Source organism: Streptomyces sp. NPDC053541 (assembly GCF_044544705.1).
GTDB lineage: Bacteria > Actinomycetota > Actinomycetes > Streptomycetales > Streptomycetaceae > Streptomyces.
The window spans coordinates 378,500-402,832 of record NZ_JBITXM010000005.1; the positions used below are offsets into that span (position 1 = coordinate 378,500).

Genomic DNA, 24,333 nt, shown 5'->3' on the forward strand with positions numbered 1-24,333 from the left:
GCTGGACAGTTCCCGCTGAAGGTCCCGCCGAGCACGTCAGGCCGAACGTCCGGTGTCGGTCAGCGGCAGCACCACCGTGAAGCGTGCGCCCCTGAGCGTCGACGGTGCGGCGTCCGAGGGCAGGGCTCGGATCTCGGCGAAGTCCGGTCTGACGAGCTGGAGAATCTTCATGACGCGGGCCAAGCCGGCCCCGCGGCCCGCACCGCGCGTGGAGTATCCCTCGCGGAACACCACGCGTTCCCGTCCGCGTACTTCGGCGGGCAGGCCCCTCCCGCTGTCCCGGACGTCGACAACGGCGTCGTACGCCTCCAGGACCACGTCGACCCTGATCGTGCCGCCCTGCTGAGCCGTGAGAGCCTCGGCCGCATTGTCCAGAAGCTCGTGGAACACCACCCGGAGGGCGGCGTCGTCGACCGAGACCCAGGTGTCTTCGGGACAGCGCACGTCGACGTGCACATCAGGGTGGAAGGAAGGCAACTGCGCGGCCAGGGACGTCAAAACCGTGTGCAGCGCGGCCGTGCCGACCGGAACGTCGGGATCGGAGGAGGCGGTCTCGGCAAGGACGGCGCGGGCTCGGTCCAGGAGTTCCTCGGCTCTCGCGCTCCCCGTCTCGGCCAGCTGCAGGAAGTCGGGATAGGACGGAGCCAGAAGGTGGCGGTTGGCCGGCCAGCCCGTGAGCATCGCGACTTCCGGGGCGACGGCGCACTGGGCCTGGGCAGCCGTCTCCGCGGGGATCCGCTCGACGGCTTCGACCAGTTCCGCGTCGGCCCGCTGCCACAGACGCCGCTCCAGATCGGAGTTCCGCAGCGTCAACTCTCCCTGAGCGGTCTCCCGGAGAATGCCGTTGGCGAGCAGGGCCTCGATGCCGGCGGCGATCTCGGCGTCGACGTTCCGGCCCTCCGCCACCGCATCCGCGATGACCCGCATGTCCTCCGCCGACGTCCTGCCGTCCGGCCCCGCGACGACCAGCGCCGCCCAGAACGCCGCCTCGGTCTGCGGATCCTGACAACGGCCGAGCAGTTCCCGTTCCAACGCCTCGACGAGCTGGGGCTGGTCTTCCCAGGGTTCGACGCGGCGCGACCCTGACGCGGGGCCGGGCCATGCCCCGTCCGCCTTCACCGCCGCGTGCAACATGACGAGCAGCAGCCCGGGGTCCATCCCTGTGCAGCCGGCCATGGCGTCGGCCGCGACCGCGTCCCCGGCCCCCGTCAGGTCAAGGATCCAGCGCAGAGTCTGCCATGCGACGTCCCGGTCGGTACCCAGGACGCGCTGGAAGTCCTGGGCCGTCGGGCCCGTCAGCGCGGTGACGGGCCACTGCCGGGCGATCCGCCGCAGCAGCAGGACGGCGCGCCGCTCCCGTACGGTGGCCAGCCGCAGCAGGTCGCGCAGGGTGACCACGGCCACGTTGGTGCGGCCCAGGTACCCGGAGGGCTCCAGGTCCGGGCCGATCGCGACGCAGGGCCGCTGCCCGGCGGAGTCCACGAGATCCACGGGGACGTCCCTCACCTCCGGGCGCGCGACGAAGAGATCGATCCGTCCGGAGGTGTGGAGCCGGCGCAGCGGGAACTCGGCGAAGAGCCCGTCCAGCGAGGTGAGGAATCCGTCACCGTACGGACGGCGGTCGGCTCGGGGCACCGGGCCGCCCGAGCCGAGGAACGCGGCCAGCGCGGCGGCGAAGTCCGCCGCGGAGCGCTCGTGGTTGTGCTCGAGTCCGGCGTAGGCGTCGAGCAGTTCACGCCCGTGCCGATCGACCGGGTTCCACCGGGCGAACCCGGCGTCCCGTGGAACCGTCTCGTCGCGGATCAGTTGCAGGACGCGCTGCGGGGTGAGCTTGCGCCACTGTGCCGGCCGCAAGGCCGGTACGGCCTCGGGGAACAGGGCCCCGGCGGGCTCGTGGGCGAGTCGGGAGCGCACGATCTTCAACTGGCCGGCCTGGAGCAGCTCTTCGAGGTCCGAGCTCGTCCCGTCGGGTTCCGGCGCATCGGCCTCCCCGGCGGCGAACCTGGCGGTGATGCGGGCCCGCAGTATCCGTGCCTCGTCCTCGATCGCCTGGTCGATGGCCTCGGCCCGCTCCTTCATCAGCCGCTGGGCCTCGGGCCGGCGACGACGGGCGACGACGGCGAAGCCGTCCACCTCGTCCTGCCGCATCTCCAGGCCCGCCGCCTCGGCCCGGCGCATGAGCTCCTTTCCCTCCAGCTGGACGGCGTCGTCGGCCCGCTTGCGGGCGGCCTCCAGTGCCCCCCGTCGTGCCTCGGCCGTCTCCGCCAGCTCCGCGCAGTCGTGGAGCATGGCGTCCGCCGCCATGAACTCTCCCTCCTGGAGGAGGTAGTCGAATACGGCGTCGGGTCTGCGGCCGCCGAGCGCGTCCAGCAGGCCGTCGCCCAGCGCCTTTCCGTCGGGGTCGGCGGTTCCGTCGGCCAGCGCGATCAGCACGGCCGGGTGGCGGAAGCGGCCCGGCCAGCTCGCCAGCAGGTCACGCAGCGGTGTGGTCATGGGACTCCCTCAGGGATCTACTCAGCGGCCGCAACTGCTTGAGCAGGGCCAGGGCCGGAATCCGGTGCGGATCTCCGAGGGCTTCCGCCTCGATGAAGAGCTGATTCCAGTGTGCCGTGACGAACGCGGCCAGGGGCAGGTGACCTTCCGGAGCCGCTCTCCAGGCACTCCCCTGGTCCTCCAGTCCGGTGGTCTCCAGGATCAGCCGGCGGGCGTCCTCGACGATGCCGGCGAGCCGGTCGGCGTAGTTCAGGTGCCGGCTCCACTGGATCTGCTGCCGCTTGCGTGGGCCCGGGAGCCGAGGCATGTCGGCGACGATCTTGTCGATGTACGCCCTGATGTCCCGGTCCGGAAACAGGGCTGCCAGCTCCTCGCGCGCACTCGCCGTGCCCCCACCGGCCAGTCCCACGGTGGTGATCCCGTGCAGGAAACCGTCCGGCGCGCACAGCGTCTCGTGGGCGTACCGTCCGGAGGCGAAGCCGAAGCTCTGCCGGGAGGAGGCGAAGTTCTGGGCCCGCGCCGCGAGTTCCTGCCACTGCCGGGTGATCCGGTCGGCCGTCGAGAACTGCTCCTCCTCCCCCGCCAGCAGGGTCAGCGGAAGCGCCGTCAGCGTGTCCTGGTGGTACGCCACGGCCAGTTCGGCGAGTTCCGACCAGGTCGGCGGGATCCCCTCCATGGCGTCGTCGCCACCCGTCAGCTCGGTGTACGCGAGGACCCCGGACTCGCCACCGCGCAACAGCAGTTCGGCGATCGTGCCCACCAGGGCGACGGCCCGCTCCCCCGGCGAACCTTGCAGCAGTTCGTCCACCGCGAAGAAGAGCAGCTCGCCGGCGGGTCCGTGCTCCACGGGTACCGCGGCGGTGGTCAGCGCCGGTGACAGCACGGCCGACCGTCCGATCCGGGTCGCGAGCAGGTGTGCCTCCATGAAGGCGTTCCGCCGCCAGGCGTCCCTGAGCAGCCAGTTCGCCCAGGTGTCCCAGTCGGGCCCGGGGTCGGGGTTCTCGCGGAGCGTTCTGGCGATCTCGGCACGGAGAGACTCGGGCGGGCAGAGCGGATCCCGCGCACGTGCTTCCAGGATCTTCCAGGGGAGCCGCGCCGCGGCGCCGGCACCCCTGTCCGCGGTCCGCGCCACGGGGCGGGAGGCTGCGGCCGCGCGTTCGCGGGTCGGGAGGGTGTCCCAGTCGGGGATGCCCAGGGTGCGGGTGAAGGCGACGGCGAAGTCGGCGCCGAGAATGTGGAGCCCGACGTGTCCGCTGTGCGGATTCGACACCGACCGGGCCGTCGGCCGGCCCAGCGGGGAGTAGCTTCCGGTGAGCACCTCGTGGTCGCTGACGACCGCGCGGGCCGCCGCGCGGCCCTCGCGGTAGGTCCGTTGCCGACGGAGGTCCGCGAGGAGTTCGTCGTACTTCCCGGGTGCGGACACCGGAGCCGGGAGGGCGGGATGGTGGAGATGGAGCACCGCCCCGGCGTCGATCCGGGCGCGCAGCCGGCGGGCGAGGAGGTCTCCGCAGACGATGCGGTCGGCGCGATCGTCGGTGACGACGAGCCGGTCCATCGTTCCGCCGAGGGCCTGGTGGACGGCATCCCCGTAGTCTGCGTCGTCGGTCGTGCGGACGATGGGGTCGCCGTGGTGGAGGGCGGCGACCGCGCCGACGAGCCGAGCATGGACTTCCTCCCACTCGGCGGCCCACACGGCCCGCGCGGCGACCTGGTCCGCCTCCCAGTTCTCGGCCGGGACGGGGAGCCGGTCCGGCGCCATGACCGCGGGCGCCGGGGCGGCCACCGCGGTCTCCCGCGTCCGGCCGAAGTCCTCGTGCCGGAAGGCGATCCGCCTGCTGTCGGAGCGGTACGGGTAGACCCGCCGGGCCCACAGCAGCAGGTCGACCACGCAGCGGGCGGGGCCGGCCGCGTCCGGGGCGGCCTGGACGAGGACGCTGCTGCCCGGGTCGAAGTCGAGGACGCTGCGGGTTCCGACGAAGGCCCGCTCGTCGTCCTGGATCAGGACGCAGGCCCGGGTGCTGGAGCTCCGGTCGGCGAGCAGGACCTGTTCCGGATGCCGTGCCTGCAGGTCGTAGAGCGCGGTCTCCACCTTGGAGGGCAGGGTGGCCGTGGGATCGGTTCCCCAGAGGAAGACCAGGGTGACGCCGCGCGCGAGGGCCGCCTCCAGCTCGTGGAAGACGTCGTTCAGCGCCGAGTAGTCGACGGTGGGGACGGACAGGACGAGTTGGTGCCGGGCCCGGCGGATGAGCTCGCCGCGCCACCAGGTCACGTCCTCCCCCGCGGCGACCGGAGTGGCGGCGGCCCGGAAACCGGAGAGCTGGTGGACGCGTTCGGAGATCTGTCCGGCGACCTCCGTCAGCTCCTCGTTGCGCGCGGCCATCGTCGCCGGTTCCGCGTCGGGGGCCTCCGCCACCAGGGCGGCGAGCCGGTCGGCGAGGTGGCCGAGGTCGGTGCGCTCGGGGCTGGCCGGCTCCGCCTTGTTCCGCAGGGAGGTGACGAAGGGATCGGCCGGACTGCGCTCCGCGAGTGCCGCGATCTGGCTGCGGAGCCGGTCCCGGGCCGAGCGGTTCCAGCCCGAGGCGTCCGCGAGGTTCAGCGCGAGCCGGTCCGTCTCGGGATCGATCTGGACGGTCCCGCTCACGGCGAGCCAGCGAACGCCTCCGTCGGTGCTCAGCAGCGGGTTGCCGAAGGAGACGTCGAGGATGTTGCTCCGCAGCCCCTTGTCACGCTGCTCGTGCCGGACGGTGGCGCGCACCGCGCGCAGCAGCTCGCCGCGCGGCAGGTCGTCCGCCCCCACTCCCTGGGTGATCGGGACTTCCAGGCTGTCCGGGGGCGGCCTGAGCAGGGACCGCTCGAAGACGAACACGCACCCGGACAGCGGTTCGAAGACGAACTGGCGCTGCTCCGTCTGGGTGGAGGCGTCCTCCAGGCCGCCTCCCGCCGCGATCAGGTCCTTGGCGGCGTCGGTCAGTTCGAGAAAGCCGTCGGAGAAGTCGATGGAGACGTAGCCCTTGGTCCACAGACCGTGGATCACGTCCAGCATCACGCGGTGCGGCAGGGAGAACAGGTGGGCCAGCTCTTCGACCGTGCGCCGGCCTGCGACGATGCCGCGTACGACGAGGCCCTCCAGGGTGGTCGCCCCGGCTTCGGGTCCGAGCACCAGGTTGAGGGTCACGACGTGGCAGGGCACCGCGATGTCGACGGTCCCGGTCATGCGTCCCCCGCCTCCTCGGTGCCGAGGAACGCGGGCGCGGGCACGATCGCTTTCTGGTTCCGGAAGACGTCGATGACGGTCTGCCAGTTCTTCCCGCCGTGCTTCTCGAAGTGCCGCAGGTCACCGACCACGACGAGGAGTTGCCTGGCCCGTGACAGCAGGACGTTGACCAGCTCCGGCTGGGCGACGTGGCCCACGTTCTGCCGCGGGTGCGGCCCCTGCTCGACGGAGCGCACCAGGGAGACGACGACGAGATCCGCCTCCTGTCCCTGGAAGGAGTGCACGGTGTGCACCTCGTCCTGGAGTCCTCGCTCCTCGAGGCGCTTGCACAGCAGCTTCTTCTGCTGCGCATAAGGGGTGAGCAGGGCCAAGTCCTGGGGCGCGGTCCGCTGTTGCCGCAGGGTGACGACGAGGTCCCGGACCACTGCCGCCTCGCCCGGGTTGCTCCAGTAGGGCTGGTCCTTGCAGTCGTCCCGCAGCGAGGTGTCGAGCCAGACGAGCGGCATGTCCCGCAGGAAGTCCGGCCGGCGGAGACCGTGCAGCCTCTTGTCCTGAGTGGGGGGCGACTCGAGGAAGCTGACGGGGAGGCCCTTGGCGTCCTTGACGATCTTGCCTCCCTCCGTCCGCTGCTGGTAGAAGGTCCGCGCCACGGGCTCGGCGATCGACGGGTGCATCCGGAACTGGCTCACCAGCCGGTTGAGCGGGCGGGGTTCGGCCGGACTCCGCGGCTCGGCCGCACGCCGGGGCGGGGGTACGGGCGTGGGCCGGGGCCGCGGTTGCGCGGCGCCCGCCTTCCGTGCCGCGCCGTCCTCGCCGTTCCCGTCGTCCTCGCCGGTGGCGTCCCCGGTCGGCTCCGCGAAGAGGGACCCGAAGAGTGCCATGTGGCGCAGGTATCGGTCCGTGGCCTTCACATGGCGCACGATCTCGTCACTCTTGTTCGGTGCCAGTCCCTGCAGGAAGCCGGCGAGGTCCGTCGCGCGGTGCGGCCCGAGCTGCCGGTGGTCGCCGATCAGGGTCCAGCGCACGCCGAGGACGAGCGGCATGATGATCTCGGTGGGCCAAGCCTTCGCCGCCTCCTCGATGATCACCCAGTCGAAGACGTCGTTCGCGTCGCGGATGTCGTCGTTCAGGGTGCCCGCGATGGAGCAGGTGGCGAGAACGATGTTGGCTCCGGCCTTGATCCGGTCCGAGATCTCCAGCTCGTTCCCGTTCACGATCCGTGCCCACTCGTCCCTCAGATGCTGCTCCGCGTCACTGAGCTCGGTACCGTCCTCCGCGGGTGCGGCGGTGTCGCGCGCCGCGTCGATGATCTTCGTCTTCAGCTGCTCCGTCAGCGTGGACAGGGTGTACGGCCGCAGGGCCGGCGGAAGTTCACCGGGGCCCCGGCTGTCCTGGAGTTCGCGCAGGAGGAGTACCTTCCCCTCTTCGATCTCCTCCTGCAGCTGCTCGGCCAGGCGGATGCCGAGATGGTCGAGCGCGTGGTTCGACTGGGCACTCACCAGCACCCGTGCTCCCGGCTCGGCCCGCAGGTACTGCTGTACCGCGTGGGTGGCGACCGTGGTCTTGCCGGTACCCGGGGGCCCCTGCAGCGCGTAGAAGGGGTGATAGTCGAGCATCTCGCCGATGACGCTCGTGGCGTTGCCCTTGAGGTGCTTGGTCCGTTCCTCGTCCTCGTGGCTCCACTGGCCGCGACTGAGGCGGATCGAGGACGGACTGTGCAGCGCGCGCATCAGGCCGTGCTTCTGCCGCAGCGCTTCGACCCCGCGTGCCATCCGGCGCAACTGGATCTCGGTACCCCGGTCCCCCGCCGGGCGGATCCATCCCCGTTCGGGCAGCGGCTGGCCGTTCAGCGCGATGACCGTCACGGAGTCCGCGTCCGCCCTGCCCTTGATCCTGACCTCGAAGGAGTCACGGCCGAAGTGAGGTTTGCCGCCGTCGTCGCGCACCACGGTGAGCGTGCCGCCGCCCTCTTCGTGGAGCAGCGCGTCGGCGAAGTCCCCGAGGGACGGCCGGCGCGCGCGATCCCCCGCGTACGCGGTGAGCAGCGGTGAGTTGTTGATGCGTTCGCGGTCCCGTTTGGGGTCGTGCTCCAGCACGTACGTCCGGCCCTCGGGGGCGTCTTCGGGCAGCCGGTAGGCGTACTGGCGGGCCCGGTGGATGACTCCCTGGTACTCCAGCATGAAGTGCATGGACTGGAGGAGTTCCTTGTTCTCCGGGTCCGGAGGTGCGCTCGCCGCCTTCACCGCTTCGGTGATCGGCACCCAGGACGGGCGGTCCCTGTGCACCTCGTCGCCGAGGGCCTGCCCGATCTTGTACGGGACGAGGTCCATCCGGCCGACCCGGCGGCGCGGCCGGGCGGCGAGGACCTCCGGTGCGAACCTCCGGTCGACCACGTACTTGATCACCAGGGTGTCGTCATGGGTCTTCTTGATCTCTCCGGTGAGCTTCTCGTCGTACAGGAAGGCACAGAACCACACGGCCCGTTCGCCGATCAGCACCCACTCCGCCTGGGCGAGCCGCTCCTCCCGCCCGGCGTACACGTACCCCTTGGCTCCACCGGACACCCACACCAGTTCGGCCTGCCGCAGCTCCCTTTCCAGGAAGGCCTGGAGCTCCTCCCTGCCGGCGTCGTCGACGGGGCTGCGAGAGATCCAGTGGCGCTGGCGGTAGAGGGTGTCGACCGACTGCACGGGCATGAAGGCGACGAGGTAGGGCCTCTTGGTGTCCCGCTGCTGGGACCACACCGAGCTGATGGCCTCCCAGTTCTCCTCCAGCGCCCGGGCCGCCTCGAAGGAGGAGCACCGGCCGCGCGGTTCGGGATCGAGCATCCTGAGGAGCACGTTGCGCAGCTCGCGCGGTACCTGGGCGGCGGTGTGCACGTTCAGGTGCGCGCGCATCCGGGCGTGCAGTTCCTGCAGCGCCCGCGGCAGCTCCGCCGGCGCCGCCGCGGCCACGGCGGCGTACGCCTCCGGAAGGTTCTCGGCCAGCGGGCCGCAGAACAGCTCCCAGCCGAACACCCCGAGCCCGAAGACGTCGGTGCTGGCCCAGTCCCGGCGCGGCGGCGCGTTGTCGGAGAAGAGCGACGGCCAGGTCTCCGGGGCGAGGTACGCCAGGTGGTGGGCGGGCTCGATGCCGTCGTGCGCCTCGAGGTACAGGTCGTTGACGAGGCTGCGGTAGTCGCTGTCCCGGGACGGCGCGTACATGGACTGGACGAGGTTGCCCAGGAGGGCGCTCATCTCGAAGCGTCCCAGGGCGAAGGAGTAGCGGTCCTCGCTGTCGGTACGGCGGATCGTGATCGCGGCCGGTGTCACGTTGCGGTGCATGATGCGGGCGCCGTGCAGCTGGCTGAGGGCGTCGACGAGCAGGCTGTACTGGTCGAACACGACGGCCTGGTTCTGCGCCGCCCAACGCGGGAAGTCGCCTTCGTGCCACTCCTCGCTCACCCGGTTGCCCGTCTGCCGCGTCAGGGTGAACGCCGCGCCGACTCCTTCGTCGTACCGTCCGTCGACGAATTCGGGCAGTGCGGGGTGTCCGAGCGCCTGGAGGCGCAGCAGGCTGCGCACCTCGTGCTCCCACAGCTCGCCGACGATGCTCGTGACGTTCCGGAAGACGCACACGTCGAAGCGTTCCACGTCGTCGCCGGGCCGGGTGAGGGTGGCCCGGACCATGCGCCCGCCCGCGACCACGACCGGGACGCCGTGGACGACGTACGGACCGAAGGGGGCAGTGTCCCCGGTGAAGAGCGAGTCGAGGACGTCCTCGGGGGTCTCGTCGCCCAGTTCGGTCATGGTGACTCCTTCTCCCCTGGGTGGGTCCCCGGCGGGTCGAGGGCCTCCACCACGATCACTCCGTCGTCCAGTACCAGCGCGGTACGGCCGCGGTCGAGCACGGCCCGGTCGCGCAACCGGGCACCCAGTCGGTCCGGCAGCTGCGGCGGGCTTCCGGGCAGCGACGCGGGCCTGACGTCCACGGCAGGCCGGTCGGCCCCGTCGGACGCCGCGCACACCCGCCACGTGCCGTCCGGGAACCCGAGCCGCAGGAGCTCCTCGCCGTCGGGACCCAGCACACGGTCGACGCTCGTCGCTCCGGCCAGTGCCTGATCCGCGGGGCCGCCGGTGGCGTGCGAGGCGCCGGGCGGGTGCGGGCTCCAGAGCCGTACGGCGCTGTCGCGTCGGGCGGCGGTGACGGGCATCGGCATCCCGTCCGGTCCGACGAAGGACTGGATTCGGACGGTCCGGGCGGACGCCCCCTCGCGGAGCACCGCGATCCGCGTGCGGGTGTCGGGGTCCCACAGGCACAGGGATCCGTCCCGGGCCGCCGTGACCAGCTGTGCGCCGCCGTCCGGCACGGTGATCGCGCCGATCGAGGTCAGTGCCGTGTCGCCGGTGTACAGCGGCTCGCCGTCCTGAGCCAGGCCGTCCTCGGTGAGCGTCCAGAAGGTCACTTCCGCCGCGGCCTTCGCATCGCCCGCCGTGTCCTCGGTGTGCGCGGAGACGAACCGTACGGCCCCGGCCGCACCCGGCAGCACGGCGAGGGCGGTCGGGGGCGTGGCGGGACGATGGGAGACAAGGCTCCTCGGCGCTTCGCCCGAGGCGTCCCAGAGCCTGACGTACCCGCCTTCGTCGACGGTGACCAGCCGGCGTTCCGGCACGGCGACGACGTCGCGCACGCGTCCGCCCGGCTGATCGCCCGACCGGGGCTTGCGCTCCGGCTCCGTGAGATCCCACAGGGCGACGTAGCCCTGCGTGCCGGCCAGGGCGAGCTTCGGCCGCGGTCCGGGCACCGCGGCCATGGCGGTGAGGATCGCGGGCACATCGGTCTCCGTGTGGACGGCGGGCGTGTCGCCGAGGTCCCAGACGCGTACCCGCCGGTCGTTGTGGGCCACGGCGAGCCGGACGCCGTGGGCGTGGCCGGACGGGAGCGCGGCCATGGCCAGCAGGCTCGTGCGCAGGGGGGCGGGCACCGCCACGACCGGCTCGTGCCCGACCCACGGGCCCCATAACAAGACGGTGCCGTCCTCCGCCCCGCTCGCGAGCAAGGGGATCTCCGCCCCCCAGGAGACGAGCTCCTTGACGGGCCGGACGTGGCCGTCGAGCGGCAGGTGCGGGGAGTGCCGCTCCAACCGGCTCCAGCAGACCCGCCATTCGCCGTCCGGTCCGGCCTCGGTGTGTCCGCCGGTGGTGCGGGCCTCGCCGAGTTGACGCAGACCCGGCCTGTCGCCGGGTCGCGACGCGCGGATGAGGTGGGCGGAGGCGACGGTGCCGAGCACGGCGCCGGGCAGTTGTTCGGCGTCTCCGGCCGCGGAAGTCAGCGACATCCCCGCGGAGAGGACGTCCGCGGCGAGGGCGGGGAGGTCGATCCGGTCGAGCACACGGGGGTGGGCGGCCAGCTCCCGCCAGCCGACGGGGCCGGTCGCGGCCGCGTGCCCCGACAGATGCCGGGCGAGGTAGCCGGGCAGCGGGGCGTCGGGGGCGTCCTCGATCCGGCGCTCCGCGAGACCCGCGAGCGCGCGCAGGACGGCCTCCCTCTCGCACGGGACGGACCGCTCCAGGAACCGGTCCGCGAAGGTACGGTGCGCGAGCCGGTAGACGGTGTGACCGTCCTCCCCGTCCAGGAGCACGTACGCGGCGGCACGGTGGAGCAGCAGGGCGATGTCGGCGTCCCCGGGGGCCTCCGCGCCCGGCTCGAGTGCCGCGGCGACCGTGGTCCACACCTGGTCCGCGCGGGGCAGGCCGCGCCCACGGGTGTGGGCGAGTGCCGCCAGCAGCGCGTTGGCCCGCGGAAAGCCTTCGGAGATCCGATCCACGGCGGAGTTGAACAGGCCTCGCTGGTCGTGGGCGAGGAGCTGGTTGAGGTCGGCGAGCCGGTCCGGACGGAGCAGCTCCGGGCGCTGCCGGATCTCCTGGACGACAAGCGCGGCCTGGAGGAACTCCCAGTCCCCGGCCGCGACCCTCTCGCGGACGATGTCGGCGATCCCGTCGACGGCCGCGGTGTCGCGCCCGGCGGCCGGCGGCTCCCCGGGAGCGGTCTGACGCAGACATCGGGCCACGTAGCCGCGTACGGCCTCGGCGTCACGCTCCAGGACGTGCACCCGCGCATGTCCGGTGGTGCGCCCGAGTGCGTCAAGCAGTTCTTCCGAGGCCGTGGGGGCACGGCGTCCGGGGGTAGGTACCGCCCGGGTTCGGGAATCGGCCCGCGGCTCGTCCGCGCGGACCGCGCCGCCCGGTGACGGGGCGCCGCTGAGGAGGGCGGATGCGGTGGGCCGGGTGGCGACGAGGAGGCGTACGCCGGACAGCGGGGCGAGCTCTCTCAACAGGCCCGCGATGAGCAGGGGTTCGCGGGCCTCGTCGAGCGCGTCGACCATGACGAAGGTGCCGGCCCGGGCTTCCACGGCCTTCCGCAGGGCTGCGATCCGCTCGTGGAGGGCGAGCCCCGGCTCAGGGAGGTCGAGGCCCAAGAGGGTGGGGAGTCTGCCGACCACGTCGTCCAGGGTGGAACCGGCGAGGTGGAGCACGGCGTCGACGGCGGGGAGCCCGAGATTCGGATCAAGGCGGTCCGCGAATCCCGCGGCGTCCAACTCCTCGCCGACGGCGGGGTACGCATGCAGCAGCAGGTTGCCGAGCAGTGCCGACTTCCCCGCCCCTGGGGTACCGGTGATGATCAGCATGCCCGGCGCGTGCGGGTCGGCGGCCCAGCGGGCGATGTCCCTGCGGTCGGCCTCCCGGCCCATGAAGCCCCAGGAGAGTTCGGTGAGACCGGTTCCGATCCCCCGGCGCAGCAAGTGCGCCATCGCACTGTCCGTCTGGGTGTCCAGGAGCCGGTGGAGCCGGTCGTAGTCCTCGACGGTGGCCGTCACGGGCAGCGGGTGTGCGGCCCTCTGCCGTAAGGGGAGCTGCCTGCCGCACCCGATGGCGCGTGCGTTCACTCCGGGTTGAGCGTTGAGGCGGTGGGCGAGCTCTCCGGGCTGGATCCCCGCGTCGTGGTCCGTGAAGCCGTCCAGGACCTCGGTCAGCCTCTCGCGGAACGTGCCGAGGTGTCCGGGGCCGAGATGTTCGCCGGACGCGACCAGCAGCAGGGCCAGTTCCTTGTCGGCGGTAGCGCCGATGCGGGTGAGTTCTTCCGCGACCCGGTCCACGAAGCCCCACGAGCTGCACGCCTCCACGACCACGAAGGCCCAGTGCGGTGCCACGCGCCGCCTCGCCTCGTCGTGGAGGTGCCACGCGAACGTCTGGGGTACGACGCGGCCGGCGCGGGTGTTCTCGGGATTCCCCGGTACGAGCAGGTGCTCCTGTCGCTCCGCCCCCTTGCCGTGTCCGATCCACAACAGGACCGAGGTGCGTTCGCCCCCGGAGGCCGACCACTGGGCCAGCCGTTCCTCGACGGTGTTCAGGTCCCACTGGGCGGGCTGCGCGACACCCGGTGCGGGGACCGCGCCGAGGCGGCCGAGGACGGCGGTGATCGCGGCGGCCTCCTCGGCGGCGGCGACGCGCGGCTGGGCGTGCACCTCGTCGAAGGTGAGCGTGTGGACCGGTAACTCGTCCACGAACCCGGTGCCGTAGAGCTCCGTCACCACGTTCCCCCGTGCCCCTGTACTAGTGATCGTCAGCGACTGCCATGACCAGGTGAGACACCGGCTCGAGGCCACCGGTGACCTCGATGCGGAAGAGTCCGGGGCCGGGCAGCGTGCACTGCCCCGACAGGGTCGTCCGGTCGGCGCGATCGGGCTTGAGGACGGTGCGGGCCGAGCTCTCCGCGCCGGTGACCTCCTCCAGGGTGCAGCGCACCTCGGACGGGTCGTCGGCGCCGGTGAGGCGGATGGTGAACGGCTCGCCCGGCCGGGCCGCTTCCGGGGCGTCGAGGCCGAAGTGGCCGGCGCCGAGCACGGAACCGCGCTCGGCGAGATCGCGCAGGCCGCTGAGCGCTGCGGCGGCCATCGTTCTGACCTGCTTGGAGGACATCAGGGACCCGTGCTTCCGGGCGACGGCGATCTCCGTCGCTTCCCCGGTCACGGCCGCCTCACGGAAGACCGTTCCGTCGCCCAGGGCGTCTTCGGTCACCGCGCGGCCGCTGCCGTCACGGCGGAGCGTCCCGTCAGGCCGACGAGCCGGCAGACTCCGGCCGGTGACGGCCTGTCCGTTCTCGATCCGCAGGCTCAGCGGGGTGGGCTGCTCGACGCCCACGATCATGCTGTGTCCGCGCAGTTCCGTGCCGGCGCTCGCGGCCTGCCAGGCCTGGGTCTCCCGGACGAGGTCGGCGTCACCGCCGAGGGCGGTCACGTCCGAGACCGTCAGGCGCCGCGTGTCCTCGCCGTCCCAGACGCAACGGTACGAGGGGAGCAGGTCGTACAGACCAGGCATCGTGCGGCCGGCCTCCCTCAGCGCCTTCTTCGGCAGCCACGGAGCACCCGCCTTGCCGCTGGCCAGCACGACGGCGGACTTGACGGAGCCGAGGAAGGGGGTGCCGGCGGTCAGCACGGCCCGTACGTCGTCGGCGGCGCCGGGAATCCTGAACAGCTCCCGGACGAGGAGACCACCCATCGAATGAGCGACGAAAAGAAGTTGAGCCGGGCGCTCCTCCCCCGTGTCCCTCATGTGCCGCAGGTGCTCCGGGTGGGAGCGCCAGCGTTCGAGGTGGCGGTGAGCGGCGTCCGCGAGGAGCTTCGCGTTGTGCCGTACGGACAGGCGCCAGTCGTAGGGGAAGGGAACGACGGCGTGCGGATGGACGGCATACTGCCGGAGGTCGCCGACCATCCGGCTGTACGGCTCGATGCCGCCGAGATCGGGCATCCACTCGTGAACCGAGAGCAGCCCTCCGGTCCTGATCCTGCCGGTCCGGCCGGCCCGTTCGTCGTCGGTCACCGCCAGCGAGCGGAGACGATCGGCGTGCATCCGTGCGGTGTATGTGAACAGATGAGGCGCGCCCCACAGCACCTTGTCGCTCGCCGAGTCGATCAGCTCGCTGCCCATGATCCCAGGGACGACCACCACAGCGTCGTGGAGTCGCCGCCTCTGCGCCGTCCGTGTCATCCGATCCGTGAAGCCGGTCACCAGATCAGTATGGCAACGACCGGACGACCGCGAACGGCACTTCGCGAAACAGGGGAAGTGAGACGCGTTCCGCCCGGCTCTCGATTCGATCAGCCCAGGAAGCTCAGCCGCACCTTCCGCTCCGGGTTGTCCTTGTTCGTGTCCACCAGGCAGATCGACTGCCACGTGCCCAGTTCCATGCGGCCGTTCAGGACCGGGATCGTCGCGTAGGGCGGGATCAGGGCGGGGAGGACGTGGTCGCGGCCGTGGCCCGGGGAGCCGTGGCGGTGTTGCCAGCGGTCGTCGGGCGGGAGGAGGTGGTGGAGGGCGGTGAGGAGGTCTTCGTCGCTGCCGGCGCCGGTCTCCAGGACGGCGAGGCCCGCGGTGGCGTGCGGGACGAAGAGGTGGAGGAGGCCGTCGCGGCCGGGGGCGGCGTCGGCGAGGAAGCGTTCGCAGTCGCGGGTGAGGTCGTGGACCGTCTCCTTGGAGCCGGTGGTCACGGTGAGCACGGTGCTGGTGAAGGCCATGGGGCCATCCTGCCGCTCACGGCGCGGGATCGCGCGTCCACGCTCCGAGACGCCGTTGACCCGCCGCCGAACGGGTCGCTAGGTTCACGCCATGTTGCGTACAGCCCTGCTCACCACGCGCGGTCACATCGACCTGCTGCGGGTGGCCTCCGCCGCGTGTTCCCGCGGCTGCTGACGCCCCTCTGCGCTTTCTCCTTCTTCTCTCCTTTCCCCGTGGTGTCCTGACGCCCTGACGTGCCCGTAGGCGCGTCCGCGTCCGGGGCTCCGCGGCTTCGCCGCACCCTCGTGCGGCTCCCCCTTCTTTCCCCTCCCCCGGAGCCCTTCCATGACCCTCGGGACCGCACCGGCGCATTCCCCGCCGGATATGTCCGCCATGTCAGAGCTTGAATCCCTCGTCCCCGACCGGGGTCCCCGTCGTCTTCCCCGGCCGCCGCGCTGGCTGCGGCGGGCCGTCGGGCCGGTGCTCCTGCTCGTCCTCTGGCAGGTGTTCAGCGTCACCGGGGTGCTGAGCGGCGAGGTGCTCGCCTCGCCCGGGACGGTCGCCCGGGCCGGTGCGGAGCTGGTGCGGGACGGCACGCTGCCGCACGCGATGCTGGTGTCCCTGCAACGCGTGGCCGTCGGGCTGCTGATCGGCGGGGCGGTCGGAGTGTCCCTCGCCCTGGTGTCCGGGCTCTCGCGGCTCGGCGAGGACCTGGTGGACGCCAGCGTGCAGATGCTGCGCACCGTGCCCTGGGTCGGGCTGATCCCGCTGTTCATCATCTGGCTCGGCATCGGCGAGGCCCCGAAGGTGGCGCTCATCGCGCTCGGCGTCGCCTTCCACCTCTATCTCAACGTGTACGCGGGGATCCGCGGCGTCGATGCCCAACTCGTCGAGGCGGGCGGCTCCCTGGGACTCGGCCGCTGGGGTCTCGTGCGGCACGTGGTGCTGCCCGGCGCGCTGCCGGGGGCCATGACCGGGCTGCGCTACTCCCTCGCCACCGCCTGGCTGGCCCTCGTGTTCGGCGAGTCCGTGAACGCCGACGCCGGCATCGGCTTCCTCATGAACCAGGCCCGCGAGTTCTTCCGCACCGACGTCATCGTCGTCTGCCTCGTCGTCTACGCCCTTCTCGGCCTCCTCGCCGACGCCCTCGTCCGCTCCCTCGAAAGGCTGCTGCTGCAATGGCGACCGACCTTCACCGGACAGTGACCGTCCGCGGCCTGACCCGCTCCTTCGACGGGCGTGCCGTGGTCGACGGACTCGATCTCACCCTCGGCGCGGGCCAGTTCACCGCGCTCCTCGGGCACAGCGGCTGCGGCAAGTCGACCCTGCTGCGCGTGCTCGCCGGGCTCGACCGGGAGATCAGCGGCACCGTGCTCGTCCCGAAGCGGCGCGCCGTCGCCTTCCAGGCGCCGCGCCTGATGCCGTGGAAGCGGGTCTGGCGCAACGTCCTCCTCGGGCTGCCCGGCCGGCCGGACCGGGAGCGGGCCGAGCGGGCCCTCGCCGAGGTCGGCCTCGGGCACCGGTCCGGCGCCTGGCCCAAGACGCTCTCCGGCGGCGAGGCCCAACGCGCCTCCCTCGCCCGCGCGTTGGTACGGGAGCCCGATCTGCTGCTGCTCGACGAGCCGTTCGGCGCGCTCGACGCGCTCACCCGCATCAAGGCCCAGCGCCTGGTGGGCGAGCTGTGGCGGCGGCGCGGCTGCACGGTGCTGCTGGTCACGCACGACGTCGACGAGGCGCTGCTGCTCGCCGACCGCGCGCTCGTGATGCGGGACGGCGTCATCGCGTACGACACACCCGTCGCCCTCGACCGGCCCCGTGACCCCGCCGACCCCGGCTTCGCCGCCCTGCGCGCCCGGCTCCTCGCGGAACTCGGCGTCCACGAGGAGCCGACCGAGCACCCGGCCGAGGCCGCCGCGCCGGCGGCGCTCCGGGGCACCCCGGTCCCTCCCGTACCCCAGACCGTCTGACCCCCTCCCTCCCCTCCCCCTAGCCACCCGAAGGCCATCTCATGACGCGACCGTCTCGACTCCGCTTCCTCCGACCCGCCGCCGCCCTGCTGCTCCCCCTCGCCCTCCTCTCCTCCGCCTGCTCCACCACCTCCGCCGCCGACGACGGGCCGGGCGGCGGCTCCTCGCTCGTGCTGCGCGTCGGCGACCAGAAGGGCGGGGCCGAGGCGGTGCTGCGCGCCGCCGGGGAGCTCGACGACCTGCCCTACCGCGTCGCCTGGTCGACCTTCACCTCGGGACCGCCGCTCCTGGAGGCGATCAACGCGAAGGCCGTCGACATCGGCGGCGTCGGCAACACCCCGCCCGTCTTCGCGGCCGGCGCCGGCTCGAAGATCACCGTGGTGGCGGCCACCCACGGCGACTCGGCCGGCGAGGCCATCCTGGTGCCGCGCGACTCGCCGCTGCGCTCCCCGGCCCAGCTCAGGGGCCGCTCGATCGCCGTGGCGCAGGGCAGCTCCGCGCACTACCAGCTGATCGCCTCGCTGGCGAAGGCCGGCCTCAAGCCCTCCGACGTGAAGGTGAACCTGCTCCAGCCGGCCGACGCACTCGCCGCCTTCACCAGCGGCAAGGTCGACGCCTGGGCGGTCTGGGACCCGTACACCTCGCAGGTCCTGCAGAGCGGCAAGGGCCGGGTGCTCACCGACGGGCGCGGGGTCGTCAACGGGCTCGGCTTCCAGGTCGCCGCGCCCGCCGCGCTCGCCGACCCGAAGAAGGCAGCGGCGATCGGCGACTTCGTCGAGCGGCTGCGGCGCGCGCAGGACTGGGTGTACCGGCACCCGGAGGCCTGGGCGAAGGTCTGGGCGAAGGAGACCGGGCTGCCGTACGAGGTGGCGCTCGCCTCGGTGAAGCGGAGCAACGGCACCCGGATCGCCGTGGCGCTCGATCCGGCGGCGGTCGCCTCCGAGCAGCGGATCGCCGACACCTTCGCCGGACTCGGCCTGATCCCGCACCGGTTCCGCTTCGCGGACTTCGTCGACACCCGTTTCAACAAGAACCTGCCGCCGTCCACCACCCCGGCGCGCTCCTACGGAAAGGGCTCCTCCTGATGACCGTGCACCTCCACTGGTTCCTGCCGACCGGCGGCGACGGCCGCACCCTGGTCGACCGGCACGTCTACGGCGACGGCGGCATCGGCCGGGCGCGCACCGCGAGCGGGGTGCGTCCGCCGGACATCGAGTACCTGGTGCAGATCGCCAAGGCGGCCGAGCAACTGGGCTTCGAGGCGGTGCTGACGCCGACCGGCACCTGGTGCGAGGACGCCTGGCTGACCACGGCGGCGCTCGCCCAGCACACGGAACGGCTGAAGTTCCTGGTGGCGTTCCGTCCGGGCGTCCTGTCCCCGGTGCTCGCGGCGCAGATGGCGGCCACGTACCAGCGGATCACCCGGGGGCGGCTGCTGCTCAACGTGGTGACCGGTGGCGACTCGGCCGAGCAGCGGCGCTTCGGGGACTTCCTGGACCACGACCGGCGGTACGCCCGGACGGCGGAGTTCCTGGAGGTGGTGCGCGGGGTGTGGGGCGGCCGGCCGTACGACTTCCGGGGAGAGCACTTCCAGGTCGAGGGCGGGCTGACGGCGCTGCCGCCGGACCCGCTGCCGGAGATCTTCTTCGGGGGTTCGTCGGCGGCGGCCGGGCCGGTCGCCGCCGAGCACGCGGACGTGTACCTCACCTGGGGCGAGCCGCCGTGGCAGGTCAAGGAGAAGATCGACTGGATCCGGCGGCTCGCCGAGGAGCGGGGCCGCAGCGTGCGCTTCGGCATCCGGCTGCACACCATCTCGCGGGACTCGGCGCGCGAGGCGTGGGCGACGGCGGAACGGCTGCTCGCGGATCTCGACCCGGAGACGGTGGCCGCGGCGCAGACGGCGCTCGGCCGCAGCGAGTCGGTGGGCCAGCAGCGGATGCTGGCGCTGCACGGGGGCGGCACGCTCGACCGGGACCGTCTGGAGATCGCGCCGAATCTGTGGGCGGGGGTGGGTCTGGTACGGGGCGGGGCGGGCACCGCGCTCGTGGGCAGCCACACGGACGTGGCCGACCGGATCGAGGAGTACCACGACCTCGGGGTCGAGCACTTCGTGCTGTCGGGCTACCCGCACCTGGAGGAGGCCTACTGGTTCGGGGAGGGCGTGACGCCGGAGCTGGCGGCGCGCGGTCTGCTGCCGACCGTGCCGGCCTCGCCGTTGCTCGGGGTGCCGGCCGCGAACGGGCGCCCGGCCTCGGCGCCGGGCGGCGCGCCGCTGCTCGTCGCGGGCGGCGGGCGCTGAGCGCCTGCCCGTACCCGAGTGATCGTGGACGGGGCGGGAAGATCCCGGCCCCGTCCACGGTTGGTGGAATCGTGAACGATTTCGAGGCGAACGAGGCGACCCAGGCGCGCGAAGTTCTCGGCGAGGACCGGGCGACGACACCGGCCGGTCCGGTCCGTGCCGTCGACGTGGTCGTCATCGGCGCCGGGCAGGCCGGCCTCTCGGCCGCCTTCCACCTGCGGCGCACCGGCTTCGAGCCCGACCGGGACTTCGTGGTCCTCGACCACGCCCCGCGGCCGGGCGGCGCCTGGCAGTTCCGCTGGCCCTCGCTCACGTACGGCAAGGTGCACGGCATGCACGCCCTGCCCGGGATGGAGCTGACCGGCGCGGACCCGGGCCGGCCGTCCTCCGAGGTGATCGGGGAGTACTTCCGCGCCTACGAGGAGACCTTCGGTCTGCGGGTGCACCGCCCGGTCGACGTCACCGCCGTCCGCGAGGGCGCGCACGGACGGCTGCTCGTGGAGAGCTCGGAGGGCACGTACGCCACCCGTGCGCTGATCAACGCGACCGGCACCTGGGACCGGCCGTTCTGGCCCCGCTACCCCGGGCAGGAGACCTTCCGCGGGCGCCAGCTGCACACCGCGCGGTACCCCGGGCCGGAGGCCTTCGCGGGGCAGCGGGTGGTCGTGGTCGGCGGCGGCGCCTCGGGCACCCAGCACCTGATGGAGATCGCCGACGTGGCCGCCGCGACCACCTGGGTCACCCGCAGCGAACCGGTCTTCCGCGAGGGCCCGTTCGGCGAGGCCGAGGGCCGGGCCGCGGTGGCGCTGGTCGAGGACCGGGTGCGGCAGGGGCTGCCGCCGCGCAGCGTGGTGTCGGTCACCGGACTTCCGCTCAACGACGCGATACGGGACGCCCGCACCCGGGGGATCCTGGACCGGCTGCCCATGTTCGACCGGATCACGCCGACCGGGGTGGCCTGGGACGACGGGCGGAGCGTGGACGCGGACGTCATCCTGTGGGCCACCGGCTTCCGGCCGGTGATCGACCATCTCGCCCCGCTGCGGCTGCGCGAGCCGGGCGGCGGCATCCGGATGGAGGGGACCAGGGCCGTCCGTGATCCGCGGATCCATCTCGTCGGGTACGGTCCCTCCGCGTCGACCATCGGCGCGAACCGGGCCGGCCGGGCGGCGGTCGCCGACATCCGGCGGCTGCTCAGGACCGCGCCGCGGCCCGTCGGAGCTCGTTGAAGTCGGCCACGTTCGCCTGGTGTTCGGCGTAGCTGCCGGTGAAGCGGGTGTCACCGTGCCGCACCGTGACGAAGTAGAGCCAGTCGCCGTCCGCCGGGGCGACGGCCGCGCCCATCGCCTGGTCGCCGGGGTTGCCGATGGGTGACGGCGGCAGCCCGCGCCGCTCGTAGGTGTTGTAGGGGCTGTCGACGCGGGTGTCCTGGTGGGTGGTGTCCACGGTGTCGCGGCCCAGGGCGTAGTTGATGGTGGAGTCCATCTGCAGCGGCATGTCCCGGGCGAGCCGGTTGTAGACGACCCGGGCCACCTTGCCCATGTCCTCGGGGGTGTCGGCCTCGGCCTGGACGATGCTGGCGACGATGACCATCTCGTGGACGCTCAGCCCGTGCCGGCGGGCGGCCTCGGCGATGCGCGGGCCGGCGAAACGCCGGGTCGCGGTGTCGACCATGTAGCGCAGCAGGCCCTCGGCGGTGGTGGCCTTGCCGACCGGATAGGTGGCGGGGAAGAGATAGCCCTCGGGGTTGCCGCGCGCGGCGGCAGGCAGGGCGAGCGGGGTGGCCGGGGCCCGGGCGGTCCGGCGGGCGGTGCCCGGGGGCAGCTTGAGCGAGCGGTCGACGGCCGCGTACACCTCGCCGTCCCGCCAGCCCTCGGGGATGAGCAGGGTGCGCTGCTTGTCGGGGACGGGCCGCGGCGCGGGCGCGTCGCCGCCGGTGAACAGCAGGAGCGGCACGGTGACGGCCGCGGCGACGAGGAGCCCGCCGAGCAGCAGGACGAGCTTGCCGCGTGGGGTGAGCCGGGTGCGGCGGCGACGGGGATCGGGCTGCCAGGTCCGGTACGTCATGGGCGCACGCTAACCCGCGTCGGGCCCGAATTCGGGGACCCCGTGCACGCGGCAGCGCCGCCGGTCCCTGGGACGGGGGCCGGCGGCGCCGCTGCTGTCCTGCTACGGGTCAGACGAGCCAGCCCAGGAAGTGGAGGACGCCGGCGAGCAGGTTGGTGATGACGTTCATGGTGGTGCTGTCTCCTCGTACAGAGCTTTCTGTGGGACTGCGCAGTCGCGGTCTGCAGCCCGTCGCTTGCGCACCGTAATCATCCGACGCCGTACCGGAGTTGGGCAACGAAAACGGGGACGATCACACGTTCCGGGGAACAACCGCTCCCACGTTCGTGTGTTCGTCGCGGCGCACCAGGGCCGCGTAGCGCCCGTCGAGGGCGAGGAGTTCCTCGTGGGTGCCGCGCTCGACGATGCGGCCGGCGTCCAGGACGACGATCTGGTCGGCGTCGCGGACGGTGGAGAGGCGGTGGGCGATGGTGATGGTGGTGCGGCCGGCCGAGAGGGCGTCGATGGCCTGCTGGACGGCGTGTTCGGTGCGGGTGTCCAGGGCGCTGGTGGCCTCGTCGAGGATCAGCACCGGCGGGTCGCGCAGGATGGTGCGGGCGATGGCAAGGCGCTGCTTCTCGCCGCCCGAGAAGCGGTAGCCGCGCTCGCCGACGAGGGTGTCGTAGCCGTCGGGAAGCGAGGTGATGTGGTCGTGGATCTGTGCGGCGCGGGCGGCGGCCTCGAGCTCCTCGTCGGTGGCGTCGGGCTTGGCGAAGCGCAGGTTGTCGGCGACGGAGGCGTGGAAGAGGTAGGTCTCCTGGGAGACCACGCCGACGGCGCGGGCGAGGGTGTCGAAGTCGAGGTCGCGCACGTCGACTCCGTCGAGGGTGACCCGGCCGTCGGTGACGTCGTAGAGGCGGGGCACGAGGTAGCTGAGGGTGGACTTGCCGGAGCCGGTAGGGCCGACCACGGCGAGGCTGCCGCCGGCGGGGACGGTGAGGTCGATCGCGTCGAGGGTGGGGCGGCCGCCGCCCTCGGGGTCGTAGCGGAAGGTGGCCTTCTCGAAGGCGATCTCGCCGGCGACCGCGGGCAGGCGGACGGGCTCGTCGGGCTCGGTGATCTCGACGGGCAGGTCGAGGTACTCGAAGATGCGCTGGAAGAGGGCGAGCGAGGTCTGCATCTGGACGCCGGTGGAGAGCAGACTCACGGTGGGCCGGAAGAGGCCCTGCTGGAGCGAGACGAAGGCGACCAGGGTGCCGAGCGATATCGCGGGCCCACCGATCTGGAGGGCGAGGCCGGCCGCCCAGTAGAGCAGGGCGGGCATGGCGGCCATGACGATGCCGATGGTGGACATGCGCCAGCGGCCGGCCATGGAGGAGCGCACTTCGAGGTCGACCAGGCGCTCGGACTCCTCGGCGAAGGACCGGGTCAGGGAGTCGGCGCGGCCCATGGTGCGGCCGAGCAGGATGCCGCTGACCGACAGCGACTCGGTGACGGTGGCGGCCATGGCGGCCATCTGCTTCTGGCGCCGGGTGGTGATCCGCTTGCGCTCGCGGCCGACCCGGCGGCTGATCCAGACGAACAGCGGGAGCAGCAGCAGCGAGACCAGGGTGAGCCGCCAGTCGAGCGCGAGCATGGCGACGACGGTGGCGACGACGGCGGTGAGGTTGGACACCAGGGAGGTGGCGGTGGAGGTGACGGTGGCCTGCATGCCGCCGATGTCGTTGGCGATGCGGGACTGGACCTCGCCGGTGCGGGTGCGGGTGAAGAAGGCCAGCGGCATGCGCTGGAGCTGGGCGTAGACCCCGGTGCGCAGGTCGTGCATGACGCGCTGGCCGACCGTCGTGGAGATCAGGGTCTGGAGCACGCCGAAGACCCCGGAGACCACCGCGGTGAGGATCATGCCGAGGGCGAGCAGGCTGAGCAGCCCGGTGCGGCCCTGCGGGATGGCGGTGTCGAGGATCTCCCGGAGCAGGAAGGGCGAGGCGACCGAGACCAGCGACGAGGCGGCCACGAGCAGGCCGACCACGGCGAGGCGGCCGCGGTAGGGGCGGAAGAGCCGCAGGATGCGGCGCAGCTGGGCGGGCTCCTCGGGCTGCCGGGGGTCCCGGGCGGGGGGTGTCCAGGTGGACTCGTCGTGCGGATGCATGGGCTCCTACGAGGGTTCGGTTCGGGGACGATGAGAGCCTAGCTCATTGTTACCTCTACTCACAATGCACAAGGTCCTGATATTGTTCCGGTCATGAGCACCCCGGCCCTGTCCGATTCCCCCGACCCCGACGGCGTCCTCGCCGAGCAGCTGCTGCGCCTCACCCGCCGGCTGCACCGCTCCCACAAGCGGTATCTGGAGCCGGTCGGGATCACCCCGGCGCAGTTCCGGCTGCTGCGGACGGTCGCGCACTACGGGGAGCCGCCGCGGATGGCGGACCTGGCGGCCCGCCTGGAGGTCGTCCCGCGCGCGGTCACGAGTCTGGTCGACGGCCTGGAGGCCTCCGGCCGGGTGCGCCGGGTGCCGGACCCGGCCAACCGCCGGGTGGTCCGGATCGAGCTGACCGACGCCGGCCGCGACACGCTGAGGGAGCTGCGCAGCGCGCGCCGCGCCGCCGCAGAGGACATCCTGGCCCCACTGACCGTCGAACAGCGCGAAGTGCTCGGAGACCTGCTGTCCGCCCTGGTCGACCGCGGTCCCGAGCGCGCCTGCTGAGCCCCGCGCGGACCGGACGGACCGGGAGGACCCGGCCGGCCGGGGACCTTGGCCCCGGGCACGCCGCGCGCCGGAGG

Annotated in this window: 15 protein-coding genes; 7 read left to right on the plus strand and 8 right to left on the minus strand. The window is 72.7% G+C overall.

Annotation, left to right across the window (positions count from 1 at the left end; genetic code table 11):
- Nucleotides 1–36 precede the first annotated feature (36 nt).
- The 6 genes from ACIGW2_RS15470 to ACIGW2_RS15495 form a co-directional block, all read right to left on the minus strand.
- Complete coding sequence (locus ACIGW2_RS15470; protein WP_391656293.1) at nt 37–2,493, minus strand: ATP-binding protein; 2,457 nt, start codon at nt 2,491–2,493, stop codon at nt 37–39.
- Nucleotides 2,474–5,707: a hypothetical protein gene (locus ACIGW2_RS15475; protein WP_391656294.1), complete on the minus strand. Its 3,234-nt coding sequence runs from the start codon at nt 5,705–5,707 to the stop codon at nt 2,474–2,476. Before ACIGW2_RS15475 ends, ACIGW2_RS15470 begins: the two co-directional genes overlap by 20 nt.
- On the minus strand, nt 5,704–9,495 hold the full coding sequence (locus tag ACIGW2_RS15480; RefSeq protein ID WP_391656295.1) for an AAA domain-containing protein: 3,792 nt from the start codon (nt 9,493–9,495) through the stop codon (nt 5,704–5,706). Before ACIGW2_RS15480 ends, ACIGW2_RS15475 begins: the two co-directional genes overlap by 4 nt.
- Nucleotides 9,492–13,277, minus strand: a complete 3,786-nt coding sequence (locus ACIGW2_RS15485) for a hypothetical protein (RefSeq protein ID WP_391656296.1) — start codon at nt 13,275–13,277, stop codon at nt 9,492–9,494. The genes ACIGW2_RS15480 and ACIGW2_RS15485 overlap by 4 nt, the downstream gene beginning before the upstream one ends.
- A gap of 22 nt (nt 13,278–13,299) precedes the next feature.
- Nucleotides 13,300–14,673 (minus strand): hypothetical protein, encoded by a 1,374-nt coding sequence (locus tag ACIGW2_RS15490; RefSeq protein ID WP_391656297.1) that lies wholly within the window; start codon nt 14,671–14,673, stop codon nt 13,300–13,302.
- Between the two features lie 170 nt (nt 14,674–14,843).
- A complete protein-coding gene (locus tag ACIGW2_RS15495; protein WP_391656298.1) occupies nt 14,844–15,260 on the minus strand; it encodes a secondary thiamine-phosphate synthase enzyme YjbQ in 417 nt (138 codons plus the stop codon).
- A gap of 91 nt (nt 15,261–15,351) precedes the next feature.
- On the opposite strand from ACIGW2_RS15495, the gene ACIGW2_RS15500 reads away from it, so the two are divergent.
- The 6 genes from ACIGW2_RS15500 (at nt 15,352) to ACIGW2_RS15525 (ending at nt 20,735) form a co-directional block, all read left to right on the plus strand.
- The gene (locus tag ACIGW2_RS15500; RefSeq protein ID WP_356067872.1) at nt 15,352–15,435 is read left to right on the plus strand and encodes a putative leader peptide; all 84 of its coding nucleotides are present in this window, start codon (nt 15,352–15,354) and stop codon (nt 15,433–15,435) included.
- A 150-nt stretch (nt 15,436–15,585) separates the two neighbouring features.
- Entirely contained in the window at nt 15,586–16,446 is an 861-nt protein-coding gene (locus tag ACIGW2_RS15505; RefSeq protein WP_391656299.1) for an ABC transporter permease, read from the plus strand.
- A complete protein-coding gene (locus ACIGW2_RS15510) occupies nt 16,419–17,207 on the plus strand; it encodes an ABC transporter ATP-binding protein (RefSeq protein ID WP_391656300.1) in 789 nt (262 codons plus the stop codon). The genes ACIGW2_RS15505 and ACIGW2_RS15510 overlap by 28 nt, the downstream gene beginning before the upstream one ends.
- 41 nt (nt 17,208–17,248) lie before the next feature.
- A complete protein-coding gene (locus tag ACIGW2_RS15515) occupies nt 17,249–18,292 on the plus strand; it encodes an ABC transporter substrate-binding protein (RefSeq protein WP_391656301.1) in 1,044 nt (347 codons plus the stop codon).
- Nucleotides 18,292–19,506, plus strand: a complete 1,215-nt coding sequence (locus ACIGW2_RS15520) for an LLM class flavin-dependent oxidoreductase (RefSeq protein ID WP_391656302.1) — start codon at nt 18,292–18,294, stop codon at nt 19,504–19,506. The genes ACIGW2_RS15515 and ACIGW2_RS15520 overlap by 1 nt, the downstream gene beginning before the upstream one ends.
- 167 nt (nt 19,507–19,673) lie before the next feature.
- Entirely contained in the window at nt 19,674–20,735 is a 1,062-nt protein-coding gene (locus ACIGW2_RS15525; protein ID WP_391656409.1) for an NAD(P)-binding domain-containing protein, read from the plus strand.
- Here the strand turns inward: ACIGW2_RS15525 and mltG are convergent.
- Together mltG and ACIGW2_RS15535 are read right to left on the minus strand one after the other, a co-directional pair.
- Entirely contained in the window at nt 20,701–21,573 is an 873-nt protein-coding gene (gene mltG, locus ACIGW2_RS15530; protein ID WP_391656303.1) for an endolytic transglycosylase MltG, read from the minus strand. The two genes, ACIGW2_RS15525 and mltG, sit on opposite strands and share 35 nt — an antisense overlap.
- 292 nt (nt 21,574–21,865) lie before the next feature.
- On the minus strand, nt 21,866–23,701 hold the full coding sequence (locus ACIGW2_RS15535) for an ABC transporter ATP-binding protein (protein WP_399843963.1): 1,836 nt from the start codon (nt 23,699–23,701) through the stop codon (nt 21,866–21,868).
- A gap of 93 nt (nt 23,702–23,794) precedes the next feature.
- Between ACIGW2_RS15535 and ACIGW2_RS15540 the strand changes: the two genes are divergently transcribed.
- Nucleotides 23,795–24,256: a MarR family transcriptional regulator gene (locus ACIGW2_RS15540; protein ID WP_356067852.1), complete on the plus strand. Its 462-nt coding sequence runs from the start codon at nt 23,795–23,797 to the stop codon at nt 24,254–24,256.
- Nucleotides 24,257–24,333 lie beyond the last annotated feature (77 nt).